A 24,910-nucleotide genomic window follows, 5' to 3' on the forward strand; every position below is an offset into this window, starting at 1 on the left:
ATATGGCGATTATTCGAGACAAAAGTTTGATTGAAAACGGTATTCCAGTGGAACTAATAGCTAGCTGCATCAAGGAACACCAGGAAGGCATTATCCGGTTGAACAAATTGGACGAATACTATCAAGGCAAGCATGCTATTTTGGAACGTCCATCCGATGAAGATAAGGGGCTGCCTAATAATAAGTTAGTAGCTAACCATGCTAAGTACATTACTGACATTGCTACTGGATATGTGTTTGGTAAGCCCATCAAGTACGAGGGCGAACAGATTGAAGCCATTACAGAAGCATATAAAGCTATTGATATCGTGTCTCATGATTCCGAGCTGTCGAAAGATTTATCTGTATTTGGTCGTGGATTAGAGCTTTATTTCATGAGTAGTGATGAGGAACCAATTCCGAAAGTGTCCGTTATTGATCCTCGGCAGATATTCTTAGTTGTCGACGATACGGTTGAATATAAATCGATGTTCGGAGTTCACTATTACGAAAAGCGCGATATCGATAATAAAGTGATTGGCTTCAAAGTCTTTGTCTATTCAGAAACAAGTGTAGTCGAATACTTTATCAAAAAGATAGATTCAAAAGACTTCACGCTAATTGACGATATTCCTCACTATTGGGGCGCAGTTCCAATTACGGAGTTTCTGAACAACGAAGAAGAACAGGGCGACTTTGAGCAGCAAATCAGTTTGATTGATGCTTATAATTTGCTCCAATCAGATCGTGTTAATGACAAAGAGCAGCTGGTAGATGCACTGTTAAAAGTGGTAGGCGTCTCATTCGGTGACGATGAAGAAGAGGCTTCTAAGACTGCTGCTATGATTAAAAAACATAGAATTTTAGAATTGCCTGAAGTTGGAGCAGACGCCGATTGGCTAGTTAAACAACTTAATGAAGCACAGGTGGAAATATTAAAGGATTCTATTCAATCGGATATCCACGAGTTTTCTATGGTGCCAAATTTAACAGATGAAAACTTTGCCTCTAATAGTTCTGGCGTGGCCATGAAATATAAGTTATTCGGGTTGGAGCAGTTAGCCGTTATTAAGGAGCGCTATTTTATTCAAGGTTTGCGAAAACGATTGAAGCTGTTTGCTAATATCCTTACTGTAAAAGCGAAAGCTGTTGATATAGCAGGAGCACTCATTACGATGACACGCAATCTACCGGAAAATGAAGCCACATTACAAGAGTTATCGGCACTTGGAATTGAAGTCAGTAATGAAACATTGCTATCACAAGTCCCGTTCGTTGAGGACGTAGCGGAAGAAATGAAAAAGGTGCAGCTCCAGCAAGGTGAACGTTTGAAGCAACAACAATCCGCATTTGGTTTCCCAATGGATCCGCCCGAGGAAGTGACGGACGATGAAACAGAGGAGTAACAGCTATTGGGATAAGCGATCAATGGAGCGCATGGCTGAATACCATCGTTCAGCTGATTCAACCATTAAGACTGTCAATAAGGCTTATGACAAGGCGCAGCAGGATATTGCAACTGAAATTGATAAGATATTCGAAACGTTTAGCGTAAATGGTCAGCTTACACCACAGCAAGCGAAGAAAATTCTTAATCAACGTATTCCGAATCCTTTATTGGGGATTGCAAAGAAAATCTATCCAAAGATTAAGGATAAGCGAATAAAGCGATGGCTCCTTACTCGAATGAATGCACCAGCATACAGAGCCCGAATTACTCGTTTAGAAGCATTGAAAGAAAATGCTTATTTACAGTCCAAAATCATAGCTGATGCAGAAATACAGGCAAGTACGTCAGGCTATATGAAAACCATAAGGGATGCCTACTATCGAACGATGTATGATGTTCATCGCGGTTTAGGGGTAGGATTTGAGTTTGCTGCTATGCCGTCCAGTAATATTGAATCAATCTTGAAAAATCCATGGAGTGGCAAGCATTTTAGTCAGCGAGTTTGGGACAATACGGATACGCTGGCATCACAAATTAGCGAAGTGATTACAGCAGGCTTTATGTCAGGAACCGGCACACGTAAAATGATTCAAGATTTAGCGGAACGGATGCATGTAGGGAAGTTTGCTGCTAGTCGTCTAATACGCACCGAAACAACCTACATGGCTAATGCTGCAGAAATGGAAAGCTACAAAGAGGCAGAAGTAGAAGAGTATATGTTCTTGGCTACGCTTGATTTAAGAACGTCTGAAATATGCCAAGAGCAAGATAAGAAAGTATACAAAGTCAAGAGCGCAAAGCCAGGAGTCAACATGCCGCCGATGCATGTTTTTTGTCGTTCTACAACTCGCGCTTACTTTGGTCCGCAGACGCTAAAAAATATTCAGCGTAGAGCGCGCAATCCTGTAACAGGCAAAAATGAGTTAGTTCCGGCGAGTATGAAGTATGAGCAGTGGTATGAAAAATATGCGAAAGTAGGGTGAAAGAATGAATGAAAAAACATTGAACTTTGATGCGTACAAAGCCAAAAAAGAAGGTATAGTAACGGCACATTCTTTACTAGAAAATGCGTTAAATAATGCCGAGAATTTCGAACAAGTGGTAGTGATTTCACTCGACAATGAAGGTTATGTACAAACAGGGTGGTCAGACGGTGGTGGTATCAGAACAATTGGACTTTTGGAAGTAGCTAAACAACAGATAATGGATGGTATGCGTGAATGATTTTGTTTTTAAGTGGTTTTCTATTAGGTATATGGGTTAGTTATTTTACTGATAAAAAGGTTAAGTCGTAGCAATACGGCTTTTTATTATGTCCAAAACATGCTGATGACACAATAAAAGCCGCATGGAAATAGCCGACGGGCGTTAAACGGTGGAGGTACTTATGAAATTTATTCAGATGTTTATTTTGTACATTAAAAATTTGTTCTCGAAGCCTAAACAAACAGTAAAAAATTTTCAACCTTTATTACCGCTTAATCTGCAATTCTTTGCTGATCCAACTGACCCGCCAGCGGACCAAGAAGAACCACCCGCCGACCCTCCTAATGATCCACCGGGGGATAAATCGTTTACGCAAGAAGAATTGGACAAAATTATTCAGGATCGTTTAGGAAAGGCTCAAGCCAAATGGGAAAAGGATTATCAGACGAAACTAGACGCAGCTAAAACAGAAGCTGAAAAGTTAGCCAAAATGAATGCTGACCAAAAGGCAGAGTATGAGCGACAAAAGCGTGAAGATGAGTTAGCGAAACGTGAAAGTGAAATCACGCGCCGTGAGCTTCGTGCAACAGCACTTGAAACGCTAGCGGAGAAAGGCTTACCGAAAACATTAGCCGATATTCTTGTATTTACTGACGCAGAATCTACTAACGCTAGTTTAGACGCAGTGGAAAAGGCTTTTCGTGAAGCAGTAGAGGCTGGCGTGAATGATCGCTTGAGAAGTGAACCACCTGGTGGAGGAGGCGCTAAAGGTGGAGGGCAAAAGAACCCGTGGAAAAAAGGAACTGATTTCAATTTGACTGAACAAGGCCGTATTTTAAAAGAAAACCCAGATTTAGCAAAGCAGTTAATCGCTGCAGCAAAATAAAAGGAGAAGTGAATTAAATGAAAAAACCAGCTAATTTATTAATGAAATTAAATATCCAGTTTTTCGCTAAAACAAAAATTAGTGATGTAATTGTACCGGAAGTATTCAACCCATACGTTATCCAACGAACAATGGAGTTATCGGCGTTGCAGGCGTCTGGTATCATCTCAAACAATCCCGAACTTGATGCATTAGCACAAGGCGGCGGTAAGCTTATCAACATGCCTTACTGGAACGACTTAACCGGAGAAGATGAAGTGTTGTCTGATACGACAGCTCTTACACCACAGAAGATTACTGCAGGACAAGACGTTGCGGCTTTATTCTTACGTGGTAATGCATGGAGCTCAAATGATTTAGCCTATGTTCTTGCCGGTTCTGACCCGATGGCAGCTATTGGTGATTTGGTGGCAGGTTATTGGGCACGCCGCCGTCAAGCGTTATTATTCTCCATGTTAAAAGGCGTGTTTGCTTCACCATCCATGAGTGGGAACGTTCATGATATTTCAGCCGAGGCTGGTGCAGCTGCTGTTTTATCCGGGTCGACATTCCTTGATGCTAAGCAGAAGTTAGGAGACGCTGCTAGCCAACTAACAGCTATCTCAATGCACAGTTTGGCATACACACATTTACAAAAGCAAAACCTAATTGAATTTATTCCGGATGCAGAAGGTAAAGTTCAAATCCCAACTTATATGGGACGTAGAGTGATTGTTGATGATGGGCACCCAGTAGCTGCAGGAGTTTATACTTCCTACCTATTCGGTGAAGGCGCTATCGGTTTAGGGAATGGGTTCCACCCAGAGGCAGTCGAAACGGATCGTGATTCACTTGCGGGTGATGACATTCTTATCAACCGTCAAGCGTTTGTATTACATCCTCGTGGTGTTGAGTTCAAGAATACTTCTGTTGCAGGTCCAACACCTTCAAATGCAGAGGTGGAAGATGCAGCTAACTGGAACCGTGTGTATGAAAACAAAGCAATTCGTATTGTGAAGTTTGTTTATAAATTAGCTTAAATGTAGATGGAAAAAGGAAAAAGCCCATCGTATAGATAGACTTTTTCCTTTTGATTTACACGCGTGTATATTCAGTATTATTGCATCTCGGACAAGGTGGTAATGTGTCTGTAGTGTCATCTAATACTACCAATTGACCGCATGAAGTACATTTGTAAGTACCTTTGCCTGGTTTTTCACCTGTTTTATATGTCATATGAATCACCTCCCTATAAATACATGATTCGACATGAATAGTTATTATCCTTTTTATTGGAAATTTTTACGGGAAATAAGGAGTGAGTTAAATGTCAGCTACAGCATTTCAACGTATGAGGCGTGAACAGGCCGCTAAACAAATAAAAAAAACAATTGGCTTTGCTGTTCCCATTAATTCTTTACAACCTCGTTCAATTGTTGAATTTTCTACAAAAGAACTAAAGGAAATGTGTAAAAAACTTGGTATCAAAGGTTATTCCAATAAAACGGAAATTGAATTAATCGAACTAATTAAAGAAGCGAAAAGTAATTCCGCTGGAAATGAACGGGAGTGATTGCGTGGAACTTACTCAGTTAGATAAATTAAAAATAAACCTGGGTATTAAGGACGAATCCAAAGATGATGATCTTAATCTTATTTTAGAAGATTCTCGAAATGATGTACTTATTTGGACCAATCGTAAAGAAATACCGGTTTTCTTAGAATCAACAGTTCGTCAAATAACTACCATCCGTTACAACATGCAAGGAATTGAAGGACAAACCTCTCATTCAGAAGGTGGTATTAGTCGCTCTTTCGATTCCTTGCCTCAATCAATTCAAAACACCATTAACCAATCGCGTTTAATAAAGGCAGCACGCTATGAGACTTAGACAACGTGATTTAAAGCCATATCAAATAAAACAATGGAAGAAGCTATCCGATCCCGACGGTACCACATACGATGGGTGGGATGTTGGCGAAAATCTACAGGCACATGTACAACCGGCAGGTGGGAGAATGATGGTGGAAATGTACGGAGCAAATTTAAAGTACATGTTAGTTGCTTATGTAGAATCGATTGCAGGTCTTTCTGAAAACGATGGTCTTTGTATTTATGTAGCAGCTGATAAAGATCCAGATTACAAAGTTGTGGCAATCAGACGATGGTATGCACATTACGTCATCGATTTGGAGAAGGTGAAAACGTGACAATTCGAGGGTTAGACAGTCTTATACGAAAGCTAGATTCACTTGGGGGGAATAGTCAGAAAGCACTTAAAAAAGGAATACAAAAAGCTACTTTACAAGTTCAAGGTGACGCAAAAGATCTTGCACCAATTGGGGACAGTGGCTTTCTTCGCAACAGCATTCAAGCTAAAACAGAAGAAAAGAACGACGTAATAACAGGTAAGGTTTCAACAGATTTATTTTACGGTCCGTACGTAGAATTTGGAACGGGGCAACGGGGAGAGGGTTCACCTTCTCCTCCTAAATCGCCATTAGATGTAAGCTACCGACAAGATTGGACTGGTATGGAGGCTCAACCTTATTTGTATCCAGCTCTTAAACAGAATGAAGAAAATGTAAAGATGATGGTAAAGGAAGAGTTGAAAAAAGAAATACGAAAGCTAGGTGGTAGTTGATGTACGATGTGAAACCAGAAATAAATACATTATTAAATACCATAGAAGGTGTAACCGTTTCTGATCAGTTTCCATCCGGTCAAGGCGCAATGCCTCATATTACGTTTAAAGAGGCGGATAATTCCAATTATCGTAATATGCAAGAAGAATTGCAGTCGGAAATCATCATATTAATCGATGTGTGGCATACAAAGTCAACGGGCACTATAGCACAAGCTGTAAATGAGAAGTTGAAGAGTATCGGTTTTCACCGTCAATTTGCGGCGGATTTGAATGATCCATCAGGTATTAAACGAAAAACAATGCGCTTTCGAGGCGTAGTTGATAAAAGGACTAAACTAGTTCATCAATAAAGGAGAGTGGAAATATTGGCAGGTTTATTATCGAAAGACACAACACTAAGCTACAAATCGGGTAGTGTTTCATCCTTCACTGTAATTGAGGATTTAATGGAAGTGCCGGAATTGGGCGGGGATCCCGAAAAAGTGGATGTTACCACTCTATCTAGTTCCGTAAAGCAATACATTCCAGGTATTCGTGATCTTGGTGATTTAACGTTCAAGTTTTTATATGACAATGAAACGACAACGAGTAATTACCGTGTCTTACGTGAGTTGCAAGAAGCGAATGAGGTTGTGACATTTAAAGTTGAGTACCCAGATGGTACAGGTCACGAATTTAAAGCTTATGTAAACGTGAAAATGGATTCAGCAGCGGTCAATGCAGCGATGACCTTCACAGCAGCAATGAGCTTGCAAAGCGATATTACTGTTACGAATCCAACGGGCCCTTAATTAAGGGTTACATCTCTATATGTGGTATAATTTACTAATTAACCGCATATTGGAGGAGAAATTCATTGAAAAAAATTTTATTATCAGTATTCGTTATGTTATTGGGAACTATTATGGTGGCTTGTGGAAAAGAAGATTCTACAGGTAGTCAAGAAGGCGCTGTAGCTAAAGTAGATGCAGAAAATGAAAAAAATGAATCAATCGAAGTCGATAAAGGTTTATTGAATGTTGAAATAGTATTACCTGCATCAATGTTTGAAGGTCAAGATATTGATACGGTGATTTCTGAAGCGAAAAGTGAAGGTGTCGATGAAATTAAGAAGAATGATGACGGTTCACTTACGTACAAAATGTCTAAATCTAAACATAAAGAAATGATGGAAGAAATGAAAAGCAGCGTACTTGAATCAATTGAAGAAACTAAAACAAGCCAGGATTTCAATTCTATCAAGGATGTTACCTACAATAAGGATTTTTCTGAATTCAATTTAATTGTAGATAAAGTAGCATTTCAAGATAGTTTTGATGGCTTTGCGGCGATGGGATTAGGTATGTCCGGCATTTATTATCAGGTGTTTAATGGAGCCGACCCAAAAACGACTGTTGTTATTAAGGATGAAGCTACAGGCGGAGTTATTGATACTATCGTTTATCCTGATGCGTTTAATGAATAAGTACTGCTGATAAATTAATAAAAGCGATACAACAAAATAAATAATATAAAAAAGCACTCTCATTCGAGGGTGTTTTTTATATTGGGAGGAAAAAATCATGCAATATACAACACTTAAAGTTGGCGAGCAAGAATTCAAATTGCGCGCAACAGCATCTGCGATTGTGGAATTAGAGAAGAAATTAGGTGGTCGTAATCCACTGCAAGTCCTAATGACAGTTGAAAATGGAGAGATTCCTGCAGTTGGTAATTTACTACTTATCCTGCATGCATCTTTACAAAAATATCACCACGGTATGACATGGGAAAAGGTGTTAGAACTTTACGATGATTATGTTGATGTTGGGAATACTTATACAGATTTAATTCCGGTTATGATTGATGCCTTCAAAACTAGCGGTTTTTTCAAATCAGCGAGCCAGGAGACGGCGACGGTAGCGGCAACAGAAAAGACGAGCCTGTAAAAAATTTAACAGAACTATTCGAAAAACTGTATCCAATCGCTATAGAAAGCGGTGTGGATGCAGTTTTTTATTGGGATATGACTTATAAGGAAATTACAACATCAATTGTTGGTTACTCCAAAAGACAAGAAGCAAATATGCGGATAGAATCGGTTATTTCTTATCATCAAGCGAATTTAATCTCGCATTTGGTTGGAATGATAGCAGGTAGCAAACAAGCACCTAAAGCATTGCATGAAGCCTATCCAGGTATATTTCCTGACTTAGAAGAGAAAGCCGCACAACAGGTCAAACAACAACCTTGGCAAGTTTCAAAGGCCCGAATTGAAGCCTATGCTGCGGAATTGCGAAAGCGAGGCGAGAAGCATGGCAACAACGCTTGAAGAATTGCAAATCCTAATTACTACAGAAACAGCTGGACTAAGACGTGAATTGGGAAGAGTACGTAGCGAGCTAAACACAATGGATAATGCTGTTAAAAAATCAACCGATGCTATGAAAAACGCTTTTAAAGCGGTAGCTGCCGCAATAGCAGGTCTTGCTATTGGCAAATATATTAAAGATGCGGTAATGGCAGCAAGTGACTTAGAAGGGGCTTTTCTTGGCTTGCAAAGCATTATAGAAGGGCAAGGACGGTCGTTTTCAAAGGCGAAAGCATTTATTAACGATTACATTGCTGACGGGTTGGTTCCGTTAACAGACGCAGTAAATGCTTATAAAAACTTAGCTGCACGTGGTTATAATGACGAGCAAATCCAACAAGTAATGGAACGTTTGAAAGATGCGGCAGCGTTTGGACGTCAATCATCCTATACATTAGGTGCGGCGGTTGCATCAGCTACAGAAGGTTTAAAAAATGAAAATTCTATCCTAGTTGATAACGCGGGCGTAACAAAAAACGTTGCAAAAATGTGGGAAGAATACGCGGCATCCATCGGGAAAACGTCTAACAATTTATCGCAACAAGAAAAAATTCTTGCAGAAGTAAACGGGATCATGATAGAAACGCAATTCCAGGTAGGGGATGCGGCAAAATATGCGGATACTTTTGCAGGACGATTAGCGTATTTAAACAAAACATTGAGCGATATTCAAGGGAATATAGGTGCTGCATTCATGCCGATTGCAAATGCAGTTATACCGCTATTACAAAAGCTTGCTAATTGGCTAGTTAAAGTAACAGCTTATTTTAAATACTTTATGCAAGCTTTTTTTGGCGTCTCAAAATCACAAAAAGAAACATCTATTTCGGTTGGTGCGGGAACGTCCGCACAAGAGAATTACGGAGACGCCGCAGAAAAAGCTGGGAAAAAAGCTAAAAAAGCAGCAAAAGAGGCAAAAGGTGCACTAGCTGGATTTGATGAAATTAATCAGTTATCGCAAAGTGGTTCGTCGGGATCCGATAAGGATAAAGACAGTGGAGAGGGTGGCGGTGTTGATGCAATCGATTTCGGTGGGCTTGATGATATGGAAATTGACACTGAAACAATTCCTGCGAACATTCAAAAAATGGTCGACGATATTAAAAAATCAATTGATGATTTAAAAACGAAAATGTCGGACATTGGCAGCAAGTTTAAAGAGGCATTTTCAGGTATGGGTACGGCATTACAACCATTACGCGATGCCGTGGGACCAATTAAACAATCTTTAGGTGAAATGGGACAAAGTTTAGTCCAATTGGTAGACCAATTTTTAAAACCAATGGCAGGCTATTTGCTGTTTGACTTCATCCCGTCAATTGTTACTGGATTCGTAAAAGACTTCGCGCCAATATTAGCTGACGTTAGTATTTGGGGTATGGATTTAGCAGCGAGAACGTTACAAAATTCGGTTGAAATAATGGTGTGGTTATGGAATGGCGTTTTATATCCATCTTTAGAATTAATTAAAAATGCGTTTTTGGTGGCTAGTTCTTCAATTGCGAAATCAATGCAAAGCCTGTTGGACGGCACAATTAAACCATTAACAGAATTCCTTTTAAACAAGTTCTTATTGCCAGTGGTTAATTCATTAACAAGAACGTTTGTGCCAATCTTTACGGATGTGATCGTATTTGCTTTAGAGTTAGCAGCTAAAACATTTAAAAACTTATCAGATACATTGAATAGTCTAACGACAACTGTTATTTTACCTGCTATAAAACGTATTACAGACGCGTTTTTAGATATTGTACCGCGTATTGGAGGCGCACTTCAAAACCTCTTAAATGGTACGTTAAAGCCATTTGTTGATTATATTCTAAATGGGTTCGCTATTCCGATTGCTAACGAAATAATTAAAACGGTTGTTCCGATTTTCACCGATGTCCTTGTAGCGGCATTTGAAGCGACGGCAGACGCATTTGAATGGGCAGCCAATTTGATGAACGATATTTATAATTCGGTTATCAAACCAACATTCGATTTAGTTAAAAAAATCGTTATCGATACGTTAAAAATCGTTCAAGATACTTGGACAAAATATGGTAGCAATTTAATGAAAAACCTAAAAGATTTATTTGAAAACATTCAAGACATATTCCAATCGTTGTGGGATAAGGTCTTAAAGCCGATTGTTGAGCCATTTTTAGAAAAATTAACATGGTTATGGGATAAGCATATTAAGGATTTAATAAAGCAAATCGCGGAACTTGTTATGAAAATGGTTAACGCAGCACTCGAAATATCCAATAAATTTATAACACCAATTGTTAAATTTTTAATTGATGTTTTAGCACCAGGGTTTACGCGTGCGTTTAATTTTATTGTGGATCTTGTAACAACGGTAATCGCCACACTGTCTGATTTAATTAAAAATTATATGAAGGTACTAGGTGGATTGCTTGATTTTGTGACCGGTGTTTTCACCGGTAATTGGCGTAAAGCATGGCAAGGTGTTAGTGATATTTTCGGAGGTATCATCGGAGGTATCACTAGCATTTTTAAAGGCGTTATAAACATTTTAATTGATACACTAAACGCATTCTTTAGAGTTACTTTTGACGGAATTAATTCGGTATTGTCGGGTGCAGCTAATATTGCTAATAAAATCCCAGGGGTAAATATTAGTGTCGGTGCAATTTCGGTGCCACGCATACCAAAACTAGCACGAGGTGGTATTGTGGACGGCGCAACGAATTTCGGGAACTATATTGCAGGTGAAGCAGGAGCAGAAATGATTGTGCCGCTTGAAAATACACCGTTTGTTGACAAGTTAGCCAGTGCGCTTGGTACAGCTGTAATGAAAGCTATGCAAATGAGTGGCCAGCAATCAGGCGGAAATGACGGTGGCGACATTGTATTAAATGTAGACGGTACAACGTTTGCACGTATCCTTAATCCGTATTTAGCAAAAGAAGGGCAGCGTTTAGGCTCTACGATTATTCAACCAATTTAAAGGAGTGAGGGTTCTTGATTAAAATTGATGGGAAGGAGATCCCCTCTCCTTCTGATTACCAAGTAGGAATTATGGACATTTCAAAGGCTGAACGTAATGCACGCGGGGACATGATTATTGAGCGCATTACAACTAAACGGAAAATTGAACTTGGGTGGAAACACCTGAGTAAATCCGACTTACAAACGGTAATGAATGCAGTTAGTCCTGTGTTCTTTAAAGTGGAATACATCGACCCTTTGAATAGTGTTAAAAAAACAGGTACGTTTTACGCTGGAGACAGAAATGTTGGAGCGCTTGATTACATTAACGGCGACATTCGCTGGAAAGATATTAAATTTAGTGTCATTGAAAAGTAGGTGATTGAATGATTGAGGTAAGTCGTGAATTTAAGCAAGCTGTTTATGCGCCAATCCGTAAAACAGCTGCTAAAGTTGTTTTTGCGATTTTGGATAATGGGGCATATGGCGATGCTACACCGTCGGCAACGTCGAACGCGTCAATTAGTCGTATCCTACAGCTAACGGATAAAAAGCGGGAAATGTCGCATAAATACGGCACATTTGAACGTGATTATTTCAAATTAGATGGATCGTTTCGGATACCACCTAAACCAACAGAACTTGAAAGTGATTTAGGTTGGTGGAGCGGTGAGATTTGCGGTGCAGGTGGTGTTTTTGCTAATCCACAGACGGTAACGCTTGATTTTAGCGAGGGACATAATTCAATAGGGCTAACAATCATTTTTGATACGCTCGCCAATGAGTATGCAGTCGATTTTGATATTTTCGTTTATAGAGCAAATGATGAATTGATTGCATCCAAGGAAGTAGTGGATAACAATTCAAGCTCGTATGTTTGGATAAACGGTTTAGACGATTATAACAAAGTGGTTGTTACCATCAAAAAGTGGGTGCGTCCATATCGTCGTGCACGAATCGTCGAAGTTGATTTCGGGGCATTCCAGGAGTACGCAGGTGACAAACTCATTAAGGTAAATTTAATTGAGCAAATGAACGTCGTGGGCGATACGCTTCCTGCTAATGAAATAAAATTTGTTATTGATAATTCAAGCAAAGAATTTAACATCCTTAATCCGCAGGGCTTTTACCGATTTTTAAAAGAACGGCAAGAGGTGTCGTTAAGTATTGGCGTAGAAATCGAGGATGACATTTTCGAGTATGTGAATATGCTTGGGTATTATTTGGTGGATTGGCAGTCTGACGAAGGGGCACTCACAACAACGTTAACCGCTCGAAATATTTTTGATTTACTTGATAAAGAATATTCTCAAGGTACGGTAACAAATTTGTATGAACTAACAGAGGATGTTTTGTTAAAGGCAAATGTTCCAAATTATTTTATTCATCCATCATTACGAGATTACACGACATCAGGATTCCCCGACAAAGTAACGTATCGGAAAGCCTTGCAATGTATAGGGATAGCTAGTAAAAGTGCGCTCTATCAAAGCAGGGATGCGAAATTCATTATCGAGCCATTCGTTGTTTTAGATGAAAACACTTCGTATATCAATTTTGCCGGACCAGATATGTTCACTGGCATGGTAACGCCTACTGTGTACAGCGGATACGATATGAAAAATATCACATTTGACAATGTATACAAAGAACCGCAAATAAATTTGGACAAGTTAATACAAACCCTGGTAATGGTTGTGCATTCAAATGGGACAAAAACCGAATATGCATTTCACAATGAAGGGGTAAAAGAAGGTGCGACGCTAAAATGTGATAACCCGTTAATTAATTCATTAAGCCATGCAACGGAAATTGCGAAATGGATCATTGTGGAAAGTAATTTGCGGGCATTGTATCAAGTAAATTGGCGTCAAAATCCTGCGTTAGAATGTGGCGATATTGTTTTTATCGAGGACTCATTCGGCGCACAAAAGCAAAGTCGCATTACAAAACAAGAGTATGAATTTGCTGGTTTTTTAAGTGGGAAAACCGAATCGAAAGGCGGTGTGTAAATGTGGATAACACCAAAATTAAATTGGGTAGCAACCGACTATTATAATTTCGAGGATTTAAACCGTGTGGAAAACAACACGGCGGTTGTCGCGGAATTAGTCGATTTTTTCGTATCGTTACCGCCTTTTGTTTTTGTGACTGGTCGTAATATGCAGCACATCGAATTTGCGGACAGTTTGATCCGTATTGAAAACACGCAAAATGCATTGCGTCAACGCTTTATGCCAAAAGGATGGATGACCAATAAATTAGATTGGGCGCCAAATGATCGCTTTACATTTAATGATGCAAGGCGGTTAGAAGTAAATGCAAACTTGTTATATAGGCACTACAAAGGAAATAGCGAATTAATACCGCGTTGTGGGGCTGTTATATGCGGAGAGGGGATGATATAACAATGGCTTATGAACCAACGGAATGGAAAAACCGAGAAGTTGAAAAACCGCGAACATTTAATGTTCAAAATAATGCTGACGGGACAATTACTTTAATTCCTGCAGAAGGACAAGTAACCGAGCCAGGCACGCCTATTATGGCGGTTAATATGAATAAGATTGAGAATCAGTTAGTTAAATTAGATGAAGAGTTTCAAGATTTTAACCCTATTCCTTCTGGGTTAATTTCAATGTGGAGTGGTGCAGTTAATACTATTCCAGCTGGATGGGCTTTGTGTAACGGTCAAAATGGTACTCCAAATCTACTAAATAGATTTATTGTAGGGGCTGGTTCCACATATGCCGTTGATGCGACTGGCGGATCGGATACTGTAACCCTTACAGCGGCTCAAATGCCTTTGCATTCGCACTCTGGTAGTTCGCTGTCAACTAATACAACAGGTGCACATACGCATAGTATGGGTGATAACTATGGATATATCGTAAATGCAGGATCTGGATCTAGTGAAGCGTTCAAATACAACGTTAATGCTTCTTCGCCGTCCTATACACAATCGGGAGGAAATCACAGTCATAGTATCTCTGGTAATACGGGTAGCGCTGGTTCTGGAGCCGCACACGAAAACAGACCGCCGTACTACGCGTTAGCTTACATTATGAAATTATAGGGAGTGGGAGCATATGTCAATTATAACTGGTATTAAGTTCATGTCGCTGGAGTTCGATTTCGGGAATAGTGGAAACATTGATGCACAAGTATTTGTTGAAATCGATAGCGATGGAGAAAGACAGACCATCGAACATAAATTACAGCTACATGAAGTGAGTTTCTTGGACTTCTTAACGAAAGAACAGGTGAATAATGAATTACAGATCGATGGCAATTTTAGTAGTCTAAGTCAAACATTGCGGAAATTTATTACCTATAAAGTGGCAAGTGATTTAGGTTTCGAGGTTGCTGGTATCAATTTCACCCCGGCCGAGCCGCTAAGAAACCGCATTGAATCATTACAAACGTCCCAAGCCGAGCAAGATACTATTATTATGAAATTGTTGTTAGGGGGAGCTTAATATGTATGAAATTTATTATAATTTATTCTTGCGAAACTGGAAAAGTAATGCTGCGACAGAAGCGGATATTGATAAGGCTGTAGAAAAAGGTTTTATCTCTGAAAAACAAGGTAATACAATTAAAACTACAGAACGAACAAACGCTTAGGTGTTATTTTTTATGCCTGAAAAGGAATATTCTCTCATTTTGTCGAATTAGACAAAAATGGAGGGATTGATTTGGACATAACGTTATCAGGTAAGAAAGTTGAAATTTATGAAATGGAACTACAGCTATATAAAAGAATCGAAAGAGATTATAATCGCATCTCAAATGATTTGATTGAATACATGGGATTTAGTGAAGATTATCTTCGTAACGATAAATGGTTGAAGAGATATAAAAAAGAGGATTTAGTTGTAAAAATTCATCAACAAAGAGATGTTATTAGAAAGTTAATCAGTGAATTAGAGCCTTCGAAAAAAGATGAATATATTGCACACTTAGAGCAACTGGAAAAGCAAGATGAAATATAAAAGTTAATAAAGGTAATTTCTTCCTTTTGTCGAATTCAGTAGATGAAAGGAGGGATGGATAAAATGGGTGTTCAAGATATTTTAAAGGCAATAAAAAGTGGTGAATATTTATTGGAACTTCATTCAGACAATAACGTTCCAGATGATGTAGTGATATGGGGAGCAATTACTGAAAAAGAAAACCAATCAGGATTGGGAAGACAAGAGTTTGCTTTCCGAGGCGACCAACAAAATGAGTTTTTGGTTGGACTAGCAGAAATAATTAATGACAAGTAGGTCACCAAGCACTCTGACTCTAGGGTGCTTTTCTTATGCCTTCCACAATCACTGTGGAGGGCTTTTATTATGCAGAAAAGGAAGGTGTAATATGAAAACAGACACTTTATATACATCACTTGTAGGCGGCTCCATGGCATGGGTCGCTTATTTTGTTGGTGGCATTGACCATTTAGTAAAAGCATTAGCAATCTTCATATCTATAGATTTTACACTTGGAATCATGGTCGGATTTTTGTTTAAAAACGTTGAAAGCAAAAAAGCGTTTAAAGGGTTATTGAAAAAGGCAGCTATGATACTAATGGTCATTGCGGCAGTACAACTTGACATAGCAACAGAGAGTGGAAACTTCATGCGTAATGCTATGATATTGTTCCTTATCGGTATGGAAGGTATCAGTATGATTGAAAACTTAGGCAAGCTAGGTATTCGTGTTCCTAAGTTTTTAGCAAATGCATTTTCACAGTTACAGATGGATAACGATGATAAAAAGGAGGATAAATAATGATTACTGTTTCTCCTGGACATTACGGACCAAAAACCGGTGCATATGGCTTTATAGATGAGGTTACAGAGGCTATTAATGTAGCAAAGCGAGTAACATCCATTTTACGTGCTGCAGGTATTACAACGAATTACATCGAGGATAATGTCAGTAAAAAGCAATCTCATAATATTCGATGGTTAATTACAGAGCACAATAAAACATCGCGACAAATCGACGTATCTATTCACTTTAATTCATCGGCTGGCACACATTCAAAAGGAATTGGTACTGAAACATTAATTCATAATGGTAAAAATATCGATACGGCGACAGCAATTACTGATGCAATTAGCAAGGTGAGTGGACTTAAAAACCGTGGTGTTAAAATTCGTCCAGACTTAGGATTATTAAAAGGTACAAATAAACCGTGCTATTTAATCGAGGTATGCTTTGTTAATGATAGTGTTGATGTAGCTATTTATCGTAGGGACTTTGAAAAGATTTGCCAAGCAATTGCTGAACAATTAGCGAAGGCGGTTGGTAAAACGTTGAAGCCTTCCACAACCTCTTCTGTGGAGGACAAACAACGTCAACGTGCCATTGCATTAATTAAAAAGGCTGTAGTAACAGAAGTATTCACATCTCCACATCAGGGTGTTGATAAGTATACAGATGAACAGTTGTTCGATTATGTCATGACGTATGCTGAACGATTAACTAAATGAATTTAATCCCATCTGAAGCTATAAAAAAATATTGATTAATTAAAATAGTATGATTAAAAATCCTGTGTTGATATGCAGGATTTTTTTATTTTACAATCAGGCCAGGTTATTTAGTGACTTTCATAACATTTAATGGATAATTATGTTAAAATATTGAATGGACCTTTATTAGTACAGAGAGGTGAAAAAATGAAGTCAAAAGTTAATCTAGCAATTTTAATGATTTCTGTTCTATTTACAACATTCGGTTGTTCTAAACAGAATGAAAGTATTGAAACAGAACCTTATAACGGGAAATCATTACATATTGGTATTATTGGGGAAGAACCGAATGTTAGAGAAGAACATATTCAATTTACAGGTGTAGATTTTACTGACTTGCAAGAAGTGGAAAACTTTGATGCTATATTTATTACGAAGGAAAATCTAAAGGAAGCAGATAAAGCCCAATATGCAACTGTTTATAATAACAGTCCTCGTCCATTCTTGTTTATCGAAACACAAAAAGGATATGTTCCTTTCGTTAATGAAAAAGTAGATTTTGAAAATTATCCAGATGTTGATTCTGGTGCCTATGCTTATCTTTACGATAGTAAGAGTAAAAAGTATTGGGGTTATGGATTATATAATGACGTAGTAAATGAAAAAAATATTCTAGATGTATATTCAAGAATTTTCGAAACAATTGAAGACTTGTCAGTACCGAACTAACTCTTAAAGGTTGCTAAACAGCTAAAGGAACCTATTTGTTATTCTATTAAAGGGTCAGATTGTGGAATAACAATCTGTTGTGATAAATTACCAAACGAAGCTTTTGGACGTTTAGAAGGGGTTATATTATCAACTGTCGAAATATAATTTGATGGTGGAGAAGGGAGGTACGAGGTATGAAAAACTACATATGGTATTTTCTTTTTGGTTTAATTTTAGTTTTGGTAAGCACTCCTTTATCATATAGTGCTGTTGGAATTATTTATGCAGAGAGAAACTTAACAGGAGAGTATGTTCCAATTTTAAATGGCTTCATTCATTCGTTAATGCTAATAGGGACTTTGATATTTAGTGTAGGCTTAATAAAATTAATTAAAATATCAAAAGCTTAAAATATTTAATACATACAATTTCGGTAGTGATCTTATTGATATTGTTGACGATTAATTTTGAATTGTATTATATTGTAAATGATGAAAAGGCTATTCATCGGCGTGATGTAAGAGGGTGAGCAATCACTCTCTTTTTTATTGTCAAAAAAAGAACATTTGTTCTATAATGAATACAAACGATTGTTCGTATTTTAGGGAGGATGGCAGTATGAAAAAGCAATTAGTAAAAGCAATGCAACGGAATCAATTAGTGGATATTATGTATATGGCAAAGGATAAGTCGATTACTAAACGTCGCATCAAAGTCATTGCAATGACTGGAGATAGCTTTCAAGCTTATTGCTTTGTTCGTCATGCCAAACGTGTAGTTAAAATCGATAACATATTGGCGATTACCCCTGGCATCCACAGAGATCGAGTGGTGATTTAATATGAATGCACTTATGGAATTAAGTAATGGTATACATCGATTTATCATTCTTGAAGTATTATTGAAAACGTTAGAGCGCGATCAACAGCATATAAATGATTTAAAAATGGCAGATGTATTTAATGAATGGTACACATTGAAAAACAATGAGACGTTTGAGGAATTGAAAAGTGTAAAAAGCAAATTATATAAGGCTGGATGCAAGATTGAAAAAGGGAAGAATGATGGTGCGTTTACTGAATATATCATTGTTATCAGAGGGAAAACGGACAGGAGAACGTACTCTAATATTGCTTTACGGAATTGGGTAAGAGAAGAAACAAAACGATTATTGAATATGAGTTATCAAACACCAGGCGATAGAAAATAAAACACGCTCAAAACGGTAGCGTTAGCACACTTAATGCTACAAAAACACTTTTGGACATATATATATATAAATCGACATACTCTTAAAAAGAGGTGTTTTTTTGAATAAAAAATTTTATATCGTAGGTATTATCTTCATTTCTCTAGCTCTTATGTTTTTTTATCTGCATGAATCGAAAACAAATCAAGAAACTCACATTTTAACAAAGGAAGAACAAGAGGAGTTAGCTGACTTCGTTGATTCTCTACATAAAGAAGGAGGATTTTTTTCCTCAGTGAGTGAAGAAATGATAAAAGGCGGGCACAGGTATCAAACTGCAGGAATAATTTATTCAAATGATGATATTAGGATTCATGTAATAGTACCGGATAAACAAGTAATTACTGATAAATTGCAAATAGAAATAAATAATATATATCAAGAGATGGCAAGTAAACACAACCTTAAGTGGGAAGCTTTCGATATAAGAGTTGTCCATTCTGATGAGACAAAATAAATAACGGGCTTTAGTGATAGCCTTTAAATTTTTCTTTAAAAAGTACCCAAAAAGAAATTTTGAGGTGTTTTATATCTTTCTGACACTCTTTTTTGTAAAATATTGTAAAAGGGGTGGCGGGAAATGCGATTAGAAGAAACTGTTGTAATCGTTGATTTTTATTACATGCATAGGCAAGTTAATGTAAAAGGAGGGACAGTTTTGTTTATGGGACCGGGTGGGAAAATGCCAGAAACTGACGAAGAGTTAGTCGATGAAATTAAAAGACAATATGATTATGATGCGACTGAGATATTATATAAGCGCGAGTACATAATGAGGGAATAAATAAAGCCTTCCACAGAAAATGTGGAGGGCTATTTTATTTATGCTATTCAATCACACCTGCCCGAAATTAATGTTCATTAATAATAAGAATAGTGTTCATAATTTACTGTACCCCAAATGTACCCCACTTCACCCGACGTAATTCGGTGAAATTCGCTGTTCGGATTATTGAAATAATAATTTATAGGCGTATATAAAAACCTTTTGACTAATAGAAAACCTTATTAAATAAAGGTTGGATGGCTTCGAATGAAAAATATCAATGTCATGACCATTCAATAGAAATAAATCAAAGACAAATACCTATAATTCATTGGAATCTATTTACGTTCGTGCTACGATAAACATACTAAGTACTATGAATAAATGAATCGAGTAGCTCGTAATTAGAAGAAGGTGATTGGCATGCGAAAAATATATTTAGTTGGTTTTATGGGCTGTGGGAAAAGTGCTATTGGAAGACGATTAAGCTATTTCTTAAAAATGCCCTATTATGATATGGATCACGAGATTGTACGGCAGCAAGGAATGTCGATCCCTGAAATTTTTGAAAAATATGGTGAACAACGCTTTCGTGAAATCGAAACGGAGTTTTTAAAAAATTTCCGAGATGAAGCATGTATTATCGCTACAGGTGGCGGGGTTGCAATGAAAGAAGAAAATCGGCGAATTATGCGCAGAAGTGGGCTTGTATTTTTTTTAGATGCACGATTTGACGATATTTATGTGCGTATTAAAAATGATAAAAACCGTCCAATCGTACAAAAGTCGACCGAACAAGACTTGGAAGAACTATATAACACGAGACGCAAATTTTATCGTGAAGCTGGACATATACAAGTATTAACAGCAAACCGTACACTTCGTCAAATTGTAGAATATATTGGTTTTCAAGTAAATCGACTAAAAGGCGAATAAAATATATTTTATTATTATTAATGTTCGGTTTTTAAGTTGAAATAAAAAAAGATTGCGTTTTTATGACATTCAATGTTAGGATATTGCTAAGCGTTATATTTTTCATTTAGTTAATTTAACCTATCGCGGATGATGATACGGGGAGAGAACGTGAAGTCACGTCGCCGAAGGAGCAAGTAGCAAGCGCTATGAATCTCTCAGGCAAAAAGACTCGTATTGGACGCAACTCTGGAGAGCGCTGTATTATTAATACAGCCACCAAAGGGGAAAGCCTAAAGTGTGAAAGAACTCAAGTTTAGGTGTAACTTTCAGGTGCAAGGACAGAGAATCTCATACAATGGGATTCTTCTGTCCTTTTTTGCTTTATGAAGTTAGCTAAAAGTACATACTAATTAAAGGAGGATTTCGAAATGACAAATGGATTAAAACGTACACCACTTTTTGATGAGTATGCAAAGTATGGTGGAAAAACAATTGATTTTGGAGGCTGGGAGTTACCAGTACAATTCAGTTCGATTAAAGAAGAACATGATGCAGTACGTAATCGTGCTGGCCTTTTTGATGTTTCACATATGGGCGAAATTTTTGTTGAAGGCCCAGATGCACTTCCTTTTTTACAAAAAATGTTATCGAATGATGTATCTAAAATTTCGGTTGGCGGTGCACAATACAGTGCACTTTGCTATGAAACAGGCGGTGTTGTAGACGATTTATTAACTTATCGTTTAGACGATAACCGTTATTTACTTTGTGTAAATGCTGCAAATATTGAAAAAGACTTTGCATGGTTACAACAACATCTAGAAGGTAACGTTACAATAACAAATGAATCTGCAAATTATGCACAAATTGCCCTACAAGGTCCGTTATCGGAAGAAGTACTTCAAACATTAACGGAAACAGACCTTTCAACAATCAAATATTTCAAATTCCAGGATAATGTGTCTGTTGCTGGACATAGTGTACTTGTATCTCGCTCTGGTTACACAGGAGAAGACGGCTTTGAAATTTACGGCATGCCTGAGGCTATTGTAGACCTTTGGAACAAAATTTTGGAAGCAGGTAAGGAAAAAGGCGTTATCGCAGCAGGTCTAGGTGCTCGCGATACATTGCGTTTTGAAAGTTGTCTCCCATTATATGGCCAGGAATTATCAAAAGATATTTCCCCACTTGAAGCAGGCATTGGCTTTGCTGTGAAATTAGCAAAAGATCCTCAATTTATCGGGCAACAGGCTTTAATTGAGCAAAAGGAAAAAGGATTAACACGAAAATTAGTTGGAGTGGAAATGATTGATAAAGGCATTCCACGTCATGGCTATAAAGTATTAAAAGATGGAATTGAAATCGGTGAAGTAACGACTGGTACACAATCCCCAATGACAAAACGTAATATCGGTTTAGCTTTAATTGACGCAAAATTTGCGGAAGTTGGAATTGAAGTAGAAATTGAAATTCGCAAAAATAAAGCAAAAGCGATAATTGTTGAAACACCATTTTATAAACGCAGTAAATAATAATTGAAAAGAGGGTTTCGAATGAATCATCGTTATTTACCAATGACGGAACAAGATAAGCGAGAAATGTTAGAGCGCATCGGTGTTGCTTCAATTGATGAGCTATTTGCTGACATTCCAGAGAAAGTACGTTTCCAAGGTCTTTATAATATTAAAGAAGCAAAATCGGAAGCGGCATTAATGAAAGAATTAGCGCAATTAGCTGGAAAAAACAAAGATACAGCTTCTAATGTGTCATTCCTAGGTGCAGGAGTATACAACCATTATAAGCCCGTAATTGTTGACCATGTCATTTCTCGTTCTGAATTTTATACTGCATACACACCGTATCAACCAGAAATTTCACAAGGGGAATTACAGGCAATTTTCGAATTCCAAACAATGATTGCAGAGTTAACAGGCATGGATCTTGCCAACTCTTCAATGTATGATGGCGGTACAGCATTAGCAGAAGCGGGAATGCTTGCAGCAGGTCATACACGACGTAAAAAATTAATTGTTTCAGGTGCCGTTCACCCAGAATATAAAGACGTTGTAGCAACTTATGCATATGGGCAATCGATTGAAATCGTAACCGTGCCAACAAAAGACGGTGTTACAGATGTTGAGGCATTAAAAGGATTAGTAGATGATCAAACGGCTGGTGTAATCGTACAATATCCGAACTTCTTCGGCCAAATTGAAAACCTTCAAACATTGGCTGATATTACGCATGAAGCAAAGGGCTTGTTTATTGTATCAGCAAACCCGTTATCTCTTGGCGTTTTAACACCACCTGGTAAATTAGGCGCAGACATTACAGTTGGAGACGCCCAACCATTCGGAATTGCAGAAGCGTTTGGTGGCCCTCACTGTGGATTCTTCGCAGTAACAAACAAATTAATGCGTAAAGTACCAGGTCGTTTAGTTGGTGAGACAGTGGACCAAGATGGTCGACGTGGTTATGTATTAACATTACAAGCACGTGAGCAACATATTCGTCGTGATAAAGCTACTTCGAATATCTGTTCAAACCAAGCATTACTTGCCCTTGCAGCTTCTGTAGCTATGACTGCACTTGGAAAACAAGGGGTACAAGAAATGGCGAAGCAAAACATCGTGAAAACACGTTTTGCAAAAAATGCATTTGAAGCAGCTGGCTTTGAAGTAGCTTACCAAGGCGCACACTTCAATGAAATCGTTGTAAAAACAAATAAATCTGTAACCGAAATTAACAAAGCGTTAATTGAAAAAGGTATTATCGGTGGCTTTGATTTAGGTCGTGTCTATCCAGAATTAGAAAACCATGCGTTAATTGCAGTAACAGAAATTCGTACAAAAGAAGAAATCTTGCAATTAGTTGCAGAAATGGGGGCTCACAATGCATAACGAAAACCAAACACTCATTTTTGAAGTGACAAAAGAAGGTCGTGTAGGGTACAATCTTGAGCCACTTGATGTGCCAGATTTCGATTTAAACGATTTATTACCGAAAGAATTAGTACGTCAAGAGCCGGCAGAACTTCCAGAAGTTTCTGAACTGGATATTATGCGTCACTATACAGCATTATCACGTCGTAACCACGGTGTTGACTCAGGCTTCTATCCATTAGGTTCTTGTACGATGAAATACAACCCAAAAATTAATGAAACGGTTGCACGCTATGCGGGCTTCTCACATATTCACCCTTTACAAGATGAAACGACTGTACAAGGCGCAATGGAATTATTATATGATCTTCAAACATCACTTGAAGAAATTACAGGGATGGATGAAGTAACATTACAACCAGCAGCAGGTGCACACGGAGAATGGACAGCACTAATGATGATTCGTGCATTCCATGAAGCAAATGGTGAAGGTCACCGTAATAAAGTAATTGTGCCTGACTCAGCGCACGGTACAAACCCAGCTTCTGCAACAGTAGCAGGCTTTGAAACGATTACAATTAAATCAGGCGAAGATGGATTAGTGGATTTAGATGACTTACGTCGTGTCGTAGGCCCAGATACAGCAGCATTAATGCTAACAAATCCGAATACACTTGGTTTATTTGAGGAAAACATTTTAGAAATGGCAGAAATCGTTCATGGTGTTGGTGGTAAAGTATACTATGACGGTGCAAATTTAAATGCTGTTATGAGTAAGGCACGTCCTGGCGATATGGGCTTTGACTGTGTACACTTAAATTTGCACAAAACATTCACAGGTCCACACGGTGGCGGTGGTCCAGGTTCTGGTCCAGTAGGGGTGAAGGCAGATTTAATTCCTTTCTTACCAAAGCCAGTATTAGTGAAAAAAGAAGATGGCTCATTCCACTTTGATTACAACCGTCCGCAATCAATCGGACGTGTGAAACCATTCTATGGAAACTTTGGCATTAATGTACGTGCTTATACGTACATTCGTACGATGGGTCCAGACGGCTTAAAAGCAGTAACTGAATATGCTGTTTTAAATGCAAACTATATGATGCGTCGCTTAGAAGAACACTTCGATCTTCCGTTCAACCGTCATTGTAAGCATGAATTCGTATTATCAGGTCGTCGTCAAAAGAAACTAGGTGTTCGTACACTTGATATTGCTAAACGCCTTTTAGACTTTGGCTACCACCCACCAACTGTGTACTTCCCGTTAAACGTAGAAGAGGGAATTATGATTGAACCAACTGAGACGGAATCGAAAGAAACGTTAGATGCATTCTGTGATGCGATGATTCAAATTGCGCAAGAAACAATTGATAATCCAACATTAGTACAAGAGGCACCGCATACAACTGTCGTCAATCGACTAGATGAAACACGTGCTGCTCGTACACCGATTTTACGCTATACGAAGCAAGAAGCGTAATATG

36 protein-coding genes and 2 riboswitches are annotated in these 24,910 nt (G+C 38.1%); of the genes, 35 read left to right on the forward strand and 1 reads right to left on the reverse strand.

What is annotated here, in order from left to right:
- The first annotated feature begins 2 nt into the window (after positions 1–2).
- The 5 genes from MKZ17_RS07820 (at position 3) to MKZ17_RS07840 (ending at position 4,540) form a co-directional block, all read left to right on the forward strand.
- A complete protein-coding gene (locus tag MKZ17_RS07820; RefSeq protein WP_340723182.1) occupies positions 3–1,385 on the forward strand; it encodes a phage portal protein in 1,383 nt (460 codons plus the stop codon).
- Entirely contained in the window at positions 1,369–2,412 is a 1,044-nt protein-coding gene (locus MKZ17_RS07825; protein ID WP_340723183.1) for a minor capsid protein, read from the forward strand. Before MKZ17_RS07820 ends, MKZ17_RS07825 begins: the two co-directional genes overlap by 17 nt.
- A gap of 4 nt (positions 2,413–2,416) precedes the next feature.
- Positions 2,417–2,653, forward strand: a complete 237-nt coding sequence (locus MKZ17_RS07830; protein ID WP_340723184.1) for a hypothetical protein — start codon at positions 2,417–2,419, stop codon at positions 2,651–2,653.
- Positions 2,654–2,816: 163 nt separating this feature from the next.
- Entirely contained in the window at positions 2,817–3,521 is a 705-nt protein-coding gene (locus MKZ17_RS07835; protein WP_340723185.1) for a DUF4355 domain-containing protein, read from the forward strand.
- A gap of 17 nt (positions 3,522–3,538) precedes the next feature.
- Positions 3,539–4,540 (forward strand): major capsid protein, encoded by a 1,002-nt coding sequence (locus MKZ17_RS07840; RefSeq protein ID WP_340723186.1) that lies wholly within the window; start codon positions 3,539–3,541, stop codon positions 4,538–4,540.
- A 55-nt stretch (positions 4,541–4,595) separates the two neighbouring features.
- On the opposite strand, the gene MKZ17_RS20555 is transcribed toward MKZ17_RS07840, so the two are convergent.
- Complete coding sequence (locus MKZ17_RS20555) at positions 4,596–4,736, reverse strand: zinc ribbon-containing protein (protein ID WP_445326904.1); 141 nt, start codon at positions 4,734–4,736, stop codon at positions 4,596–4,598.
- A 91-nt stretch (positions 4,737–4,827) separates the two neighbouring features.
- Between MKZ17_RS20555 and MKZ17_RS07845 the strand changes: the two genes are divergently transcribed.
- The 30 genes from MKZ17_RS07845 (at position 4,828) to gcvPB (ending at position 24,906) form a co-directional block, all read left to right on the forward strand.
- Positions 4,828–5,073 carry a Rho termination factor N-terminal domain-containing protein gene (locus MKZ17_RS07845; protein ID WP_340723187.1) on the forward strand — a complete coding sequence of 82 codons (246 nt, stop codon included), beginning with the start codon at positions 4,828–4,830 and terminating at the stop codon, positions 5,071–5,073.
- Between the two features lie 4 nt (positions 5,074–5,077).
- The gene (locus MKZ17_RS07850; protein ID WP_340723188.1) at positions 5,078–5,392 is read left to right on the forward strand and encodes a phage head-tail connector protein; all 315 of its coding nucleotides are present in this window, start codon (positions 5,078–5,080) and stop codon (positions 5,390–5,392) included.
- Positions 5,382–5,711: a hypothetical protein gene (locus MKZ17_RS07855; protein ID WP_340723189.1), complete on the forward strand. Its 330-nt coding sequence runs from the start codon at positions 5,382–5,384 to the stop codon at positions 5,709–5,711. The genes MKZ17_RS07850 and MKZ17_RS07855 overlap by 11 nt, the downstream gene beginning before the upstream one ends.
- On the forward strand, positions 5,708–6,145 hold the full coding sequence (locus MKZ17_RS07860) for an HK97-gp10 family putative phage morphogenesis protein (RefSeq protein ID WP_340723190.1): 438 nt from the start codon (positions 5,708–5,710) through the stop codon (positions 6,143–6,145). Before MKZ17_RS07855 ends, MKZ17_RS07860 begins: the two co-directional genes overlap by 4 nt.
- Positions 6,145–6,498, forward strand: a complete 354-nt coding sequence (locus tag MKZ17_RS07865; protein WP_340723191.1) for a hypothetical protein — start codon at positions 6,145–6,147, stop codon at positions 6,496–6,498. Before MKZ17_RS07860 ends, MKZ17_RS07865 begins: the two co-directional genes overlap by 1 nt.
- A 15-nt stretch (positions 6,499–6,513) precedes the next feature.
- A complete protein-coding gene (locus MKZ17_RS07870; protein ID WP_340723192.1) occupies positions 6,514–6,939 on the forward strand; it encodes a phage tail tube protein in 426 nt (141 codons plus the stop codon).
- Between the two features lie 65 nt (positions 6,940–7,004).
- Entirely contained in the window at positions 7,005–7,613 is a 609-nt protein-coding gene (locus tag MKZ17_RS07875; RefSeq protein WP_340723193.1) for a hypothetical protein, read from the forward strand.
- 97 nt (positions 7,614–7,710) lie between these two features.
- Entirely contained in the window at positions 7,711–8,076 is a 366-nt protein-coding gene (locus MKZ17_RS07880; RefSeq protein WP_340723194.1) for a DUF6096 family protein, read from the forward strand.
- Between the two features lie 53 nt (positions 8,077–8,129).
- On the forward strand, positions 8,130–8,459 hold the full coding sequence (locus tag MKZ17_RS07885; RefSeq protein ID WP_340723195.1) for a hypothetical protein: 330 nt from the start codon (positions 8,130–8,132) through the stop codon (positions 8,457–8,459).
- Positions 8,443–11,454: a phage tail protein gene (locus tag MKZ17_RS07890; protein ID WP_340723196.1), complete on the forward strand. Its 3,012-nt coding sequence runs from the start codon at positions 8,443–8,445 to the stop codon at positions 11,452–11,454. The genes MKZ17_RS07885 and MKZ17_RS07890 overlap by 17 nt, the downstream gene beginning before the upstream one ends.
- A 14-nt stretch (positions 11,455–11,468) precedes the next feature.
- Positions 11,469–11,813: a DUF6711 family protein gene (locus MKZ17_RS07895; RefSeq protein ID WP_340723197.1), complete on the forward strand. Its 345-nt coding sequence runs from the start codon at positions 11,469–11,471 to the stop codon at positions 11,811–11,813.
- Between the two features lie 8 nt (positions 11,814–11,821).
- On the forward strand, positions 11,822–13,447 hold the full coding sequence (locus tag MKZ17_RS07900; protein WP_340723198.1) for a hypothetical protein: 1,626 nt from the start codon (positions 11,822–11,824) through the stop codon (positions 13,445–13,447).
- Positions 13,448–13,843: a hypothetical protein gene (locus MKZ17_RS07905; RefSeq protein ID WP_340723199.1), complete on the forward strand. Its 396-nt coding sequence runs from the start codon at positions 13,448–13,450 to the stop codon at positions 13,841–13,843.
- A 2-nt stretch (positions 13,844–13,845) separates the two neighbouring features.
- Positions 13,846–14,511 (forward strand): hypothetical protein, encoded by a 666-nt coding sequence (locus MKZ17_RS07910; protein WP_340723200.1) that lies wholly within the window; start codon positions 13,846–13,848, stop codon positions 14,509–14,511.
- A 13-nt stretch (positions 14,512–14,524) separates the two neighbouring features.
- Positions 14,525–14,914: a hypothetical protein gene (locus MKZ17_RS07915; RefSeq protein WP_340723201.1), complete on the forward strand. Its 390-nt coding sequence runs from the start codon at positions 14,525–14,527 to the stop codon at positions 14,912–14,914.
- Between the two features lies 1 nt (position 14,915).
- Positions 14,916–15,062, forward strand: a complete 147-nt coding sequence (locus tag MKZ17_RS07920; protein ID WP_340723202.1) for a hypothetical protein — start codon at positions 14,916–14,918, stop codon at positions 15,060–15,062.
- Positions 15,063–15,133: 71 nt separating this feature from the next.
- Complete coding sequence (locus tag MKZ17_RS07925) at positions 15,134–15,430, forward strand: hypothetical protein (protein ID WP_340723203.1); 297 nt, start codon at positions 15,134–15,136, stop codon at positions 15,428–15,430.
- A 63-nt stretch (positions 15,431–15,493) separates the two neighbouring features.
- Positions 15,494–15,706, forward strand: coding sequence for a hypothetical protein (locus MKZ17_RS07930; protein ID WP_340723204.1), 213 nt, complete (start codon positions 15,494–15,496; stop codon positions 15,704–15,706).
- Between the two features lie 91 nt (positions 15,707–15,797).
- On the forward strand, positions 15,798–16,211 hold the full coding sequence (locus MKZ17_RS07935; RefSeq protein WP_340723205.1) for a phage holin family protein: 414 nt from the start codon (positions 15,798–15,800) through the stop codon (positions 16,209–16,211).
- Positions 16,211–16,918 (forward strand): N-acetylmuramoyl-L-alanine amidase, encoded by a 708-nt coding sequence (locus MKZ17_RS07940; RefSeq protein WP_340723206.1) that lies wholly within the window; start codon positions 16,211–16,213, stop codon positions 16,916–16,918. The genes MKZ17_RS07935 and MKZ17_RS07940 overlap by 1 nt, the downstream gene beginning before the upstream one ends.
- 189 nt (positions 16,919–17,107) lie before the next feature.
- Complete coding sequence (locus tag MKZ17_RS07945) at positions 17,108–17,629, forward strand: hypothetical protein (protein WP_340723207.1); 522 nt, start codon at positions 17,108–17,110, stop codon at positions 17,627–17,629.
- A 176-nt stretch (positions 17,630–17,805) separates the two neighbouring features.
- Entirely contained in the window at positions 17,806–18,021 is a 216-nt protein-coding gene (locus tag MKZ17_RS07950) for a glycosyl transferase (RefSeq protein ID WP_340723208.1), read from the forward strand.
- Positions 18,022–18,229: 208 nt separating this feature from the next.
- The gene (locus tag MKZ17_RS07955) at positions 18,230–18,451 is read left to right on the forward strand and encodes a transcriptional regulator (RefSeq protein WP_340723209.1); all 222 of its coding nucleotides are present in this window, start codon (positions 18,230–18,232) and stop codon (positions 18,449–18,451) included.
- A gap of 1 nt (position 18,452) precedes the next feature.
- Positions 18,453–18,821: a hypothetical protein gene (locus MKZ17_RS07960; RefSeq protein WP_340723210.1), complete on the forward strand. Its 369-nt coding sequence runs from the start codon at positions 18,453–18,455 to the stop codon at positions 18,819–18,821.
- 100 nt (positions 18,822–18,921) lie between these two features.
- Positions 18,922–19,317 (forward strand): hypothetical protein, encoded by a 396-nt coding sequence (locus MKZ17_RS07965; protein ID WP_340723211.1) that lies wholly within the window; start codon positions 18,922–18,924, stop codon positions 19,315–19,317.
- 123 nt (positions 19,318–19,440) lie between these two features.
- A complete protein-coding gene (locus MKZ17_RS07970) occupies positions 19,441–19,644 on the forward strand; it encodes a hypothetical protein (protein ID WP_340723212.1) in 204 nt (67 codons plus the stop codon).
- 405 nt (positions 19,645–20,049) lie between these two features.
- Positions 20,050–20,562: a shikimate kinase gene (locus MKZ17_RS07975; protein WP_340723213.1), complete on the forward strand. Its 513-nt coding sequence runs from the start codon at positions 20,050–20,052 to the stop codon at positions 20,560–20,562.
- A gap of 129 nt (positions 20,563–20,691) precedes the next feature.
- A riboswitch (glycine riboswitch) is annotated at positions 20,692–20,785 on the forward strand.
- Positions 20,786–20,788: 3 nt separating this feature from the next.
- Positions 20,789–20,888, forward strand: a riboswitch (glycine riboswitch).
- A gap of 84 nt (positions 20,889–20,972) precedes the next feature.
- Positions 20,973–22,076: a glycine cleavage system aminomethyltransferase GcvT gene (gcvT, locus tag MKZ17_RS07980; RefSeq protein WP_340723214.1), complete on the forward strand. Its 1,104-nt coding sequence runs from the start codon at positions 20,973–20,975 to the stop codon at positions 22,074–22,076.
- A 21-nt stretch (positions 22,077–22,097) separates the two neighbouring features.
- On the forward strand, positions 22,098–23,444 hold the full coding sequence (gene gcvPA / locus MKZ17_RS07985; RefSeq protein ID WP_340723215.1) for an aminomethyl-transferring glycine dehydrogenase subunit GcvPA: 1,347 nt from the start codon (positions 22,098–22,100) through the stop codon (positions 23,442–23,444).
- Positions 23,437–24,906: an aminomethyl-transferring glycine dehydrogenase subunit GcvPB gene (gene gcvPB, locus MKZ17_RS07990; RefSeq protein WP_340723216.1), complete on the forward strand. Its 1,470-nt coding sequence runs from the start codon at positions 23,437–23,439 to the stop codon at positions 24,904–24,906. Before gcvPA ends, gcvPB begins: the two co-directional genes overlap by 8 nt.
- Positions 24,907–24,910 lie beyond the last annotated feature (4 nt).

Source organism: Solibacillus sp. FSL R7-0682, from assembly GCF_038005985.1.
Taxonomy (GTDB): domain Bacteria; phylum Bacillota; class Bacilli; order Bacillales_A; family Planococcaceae; genus Solibacillus.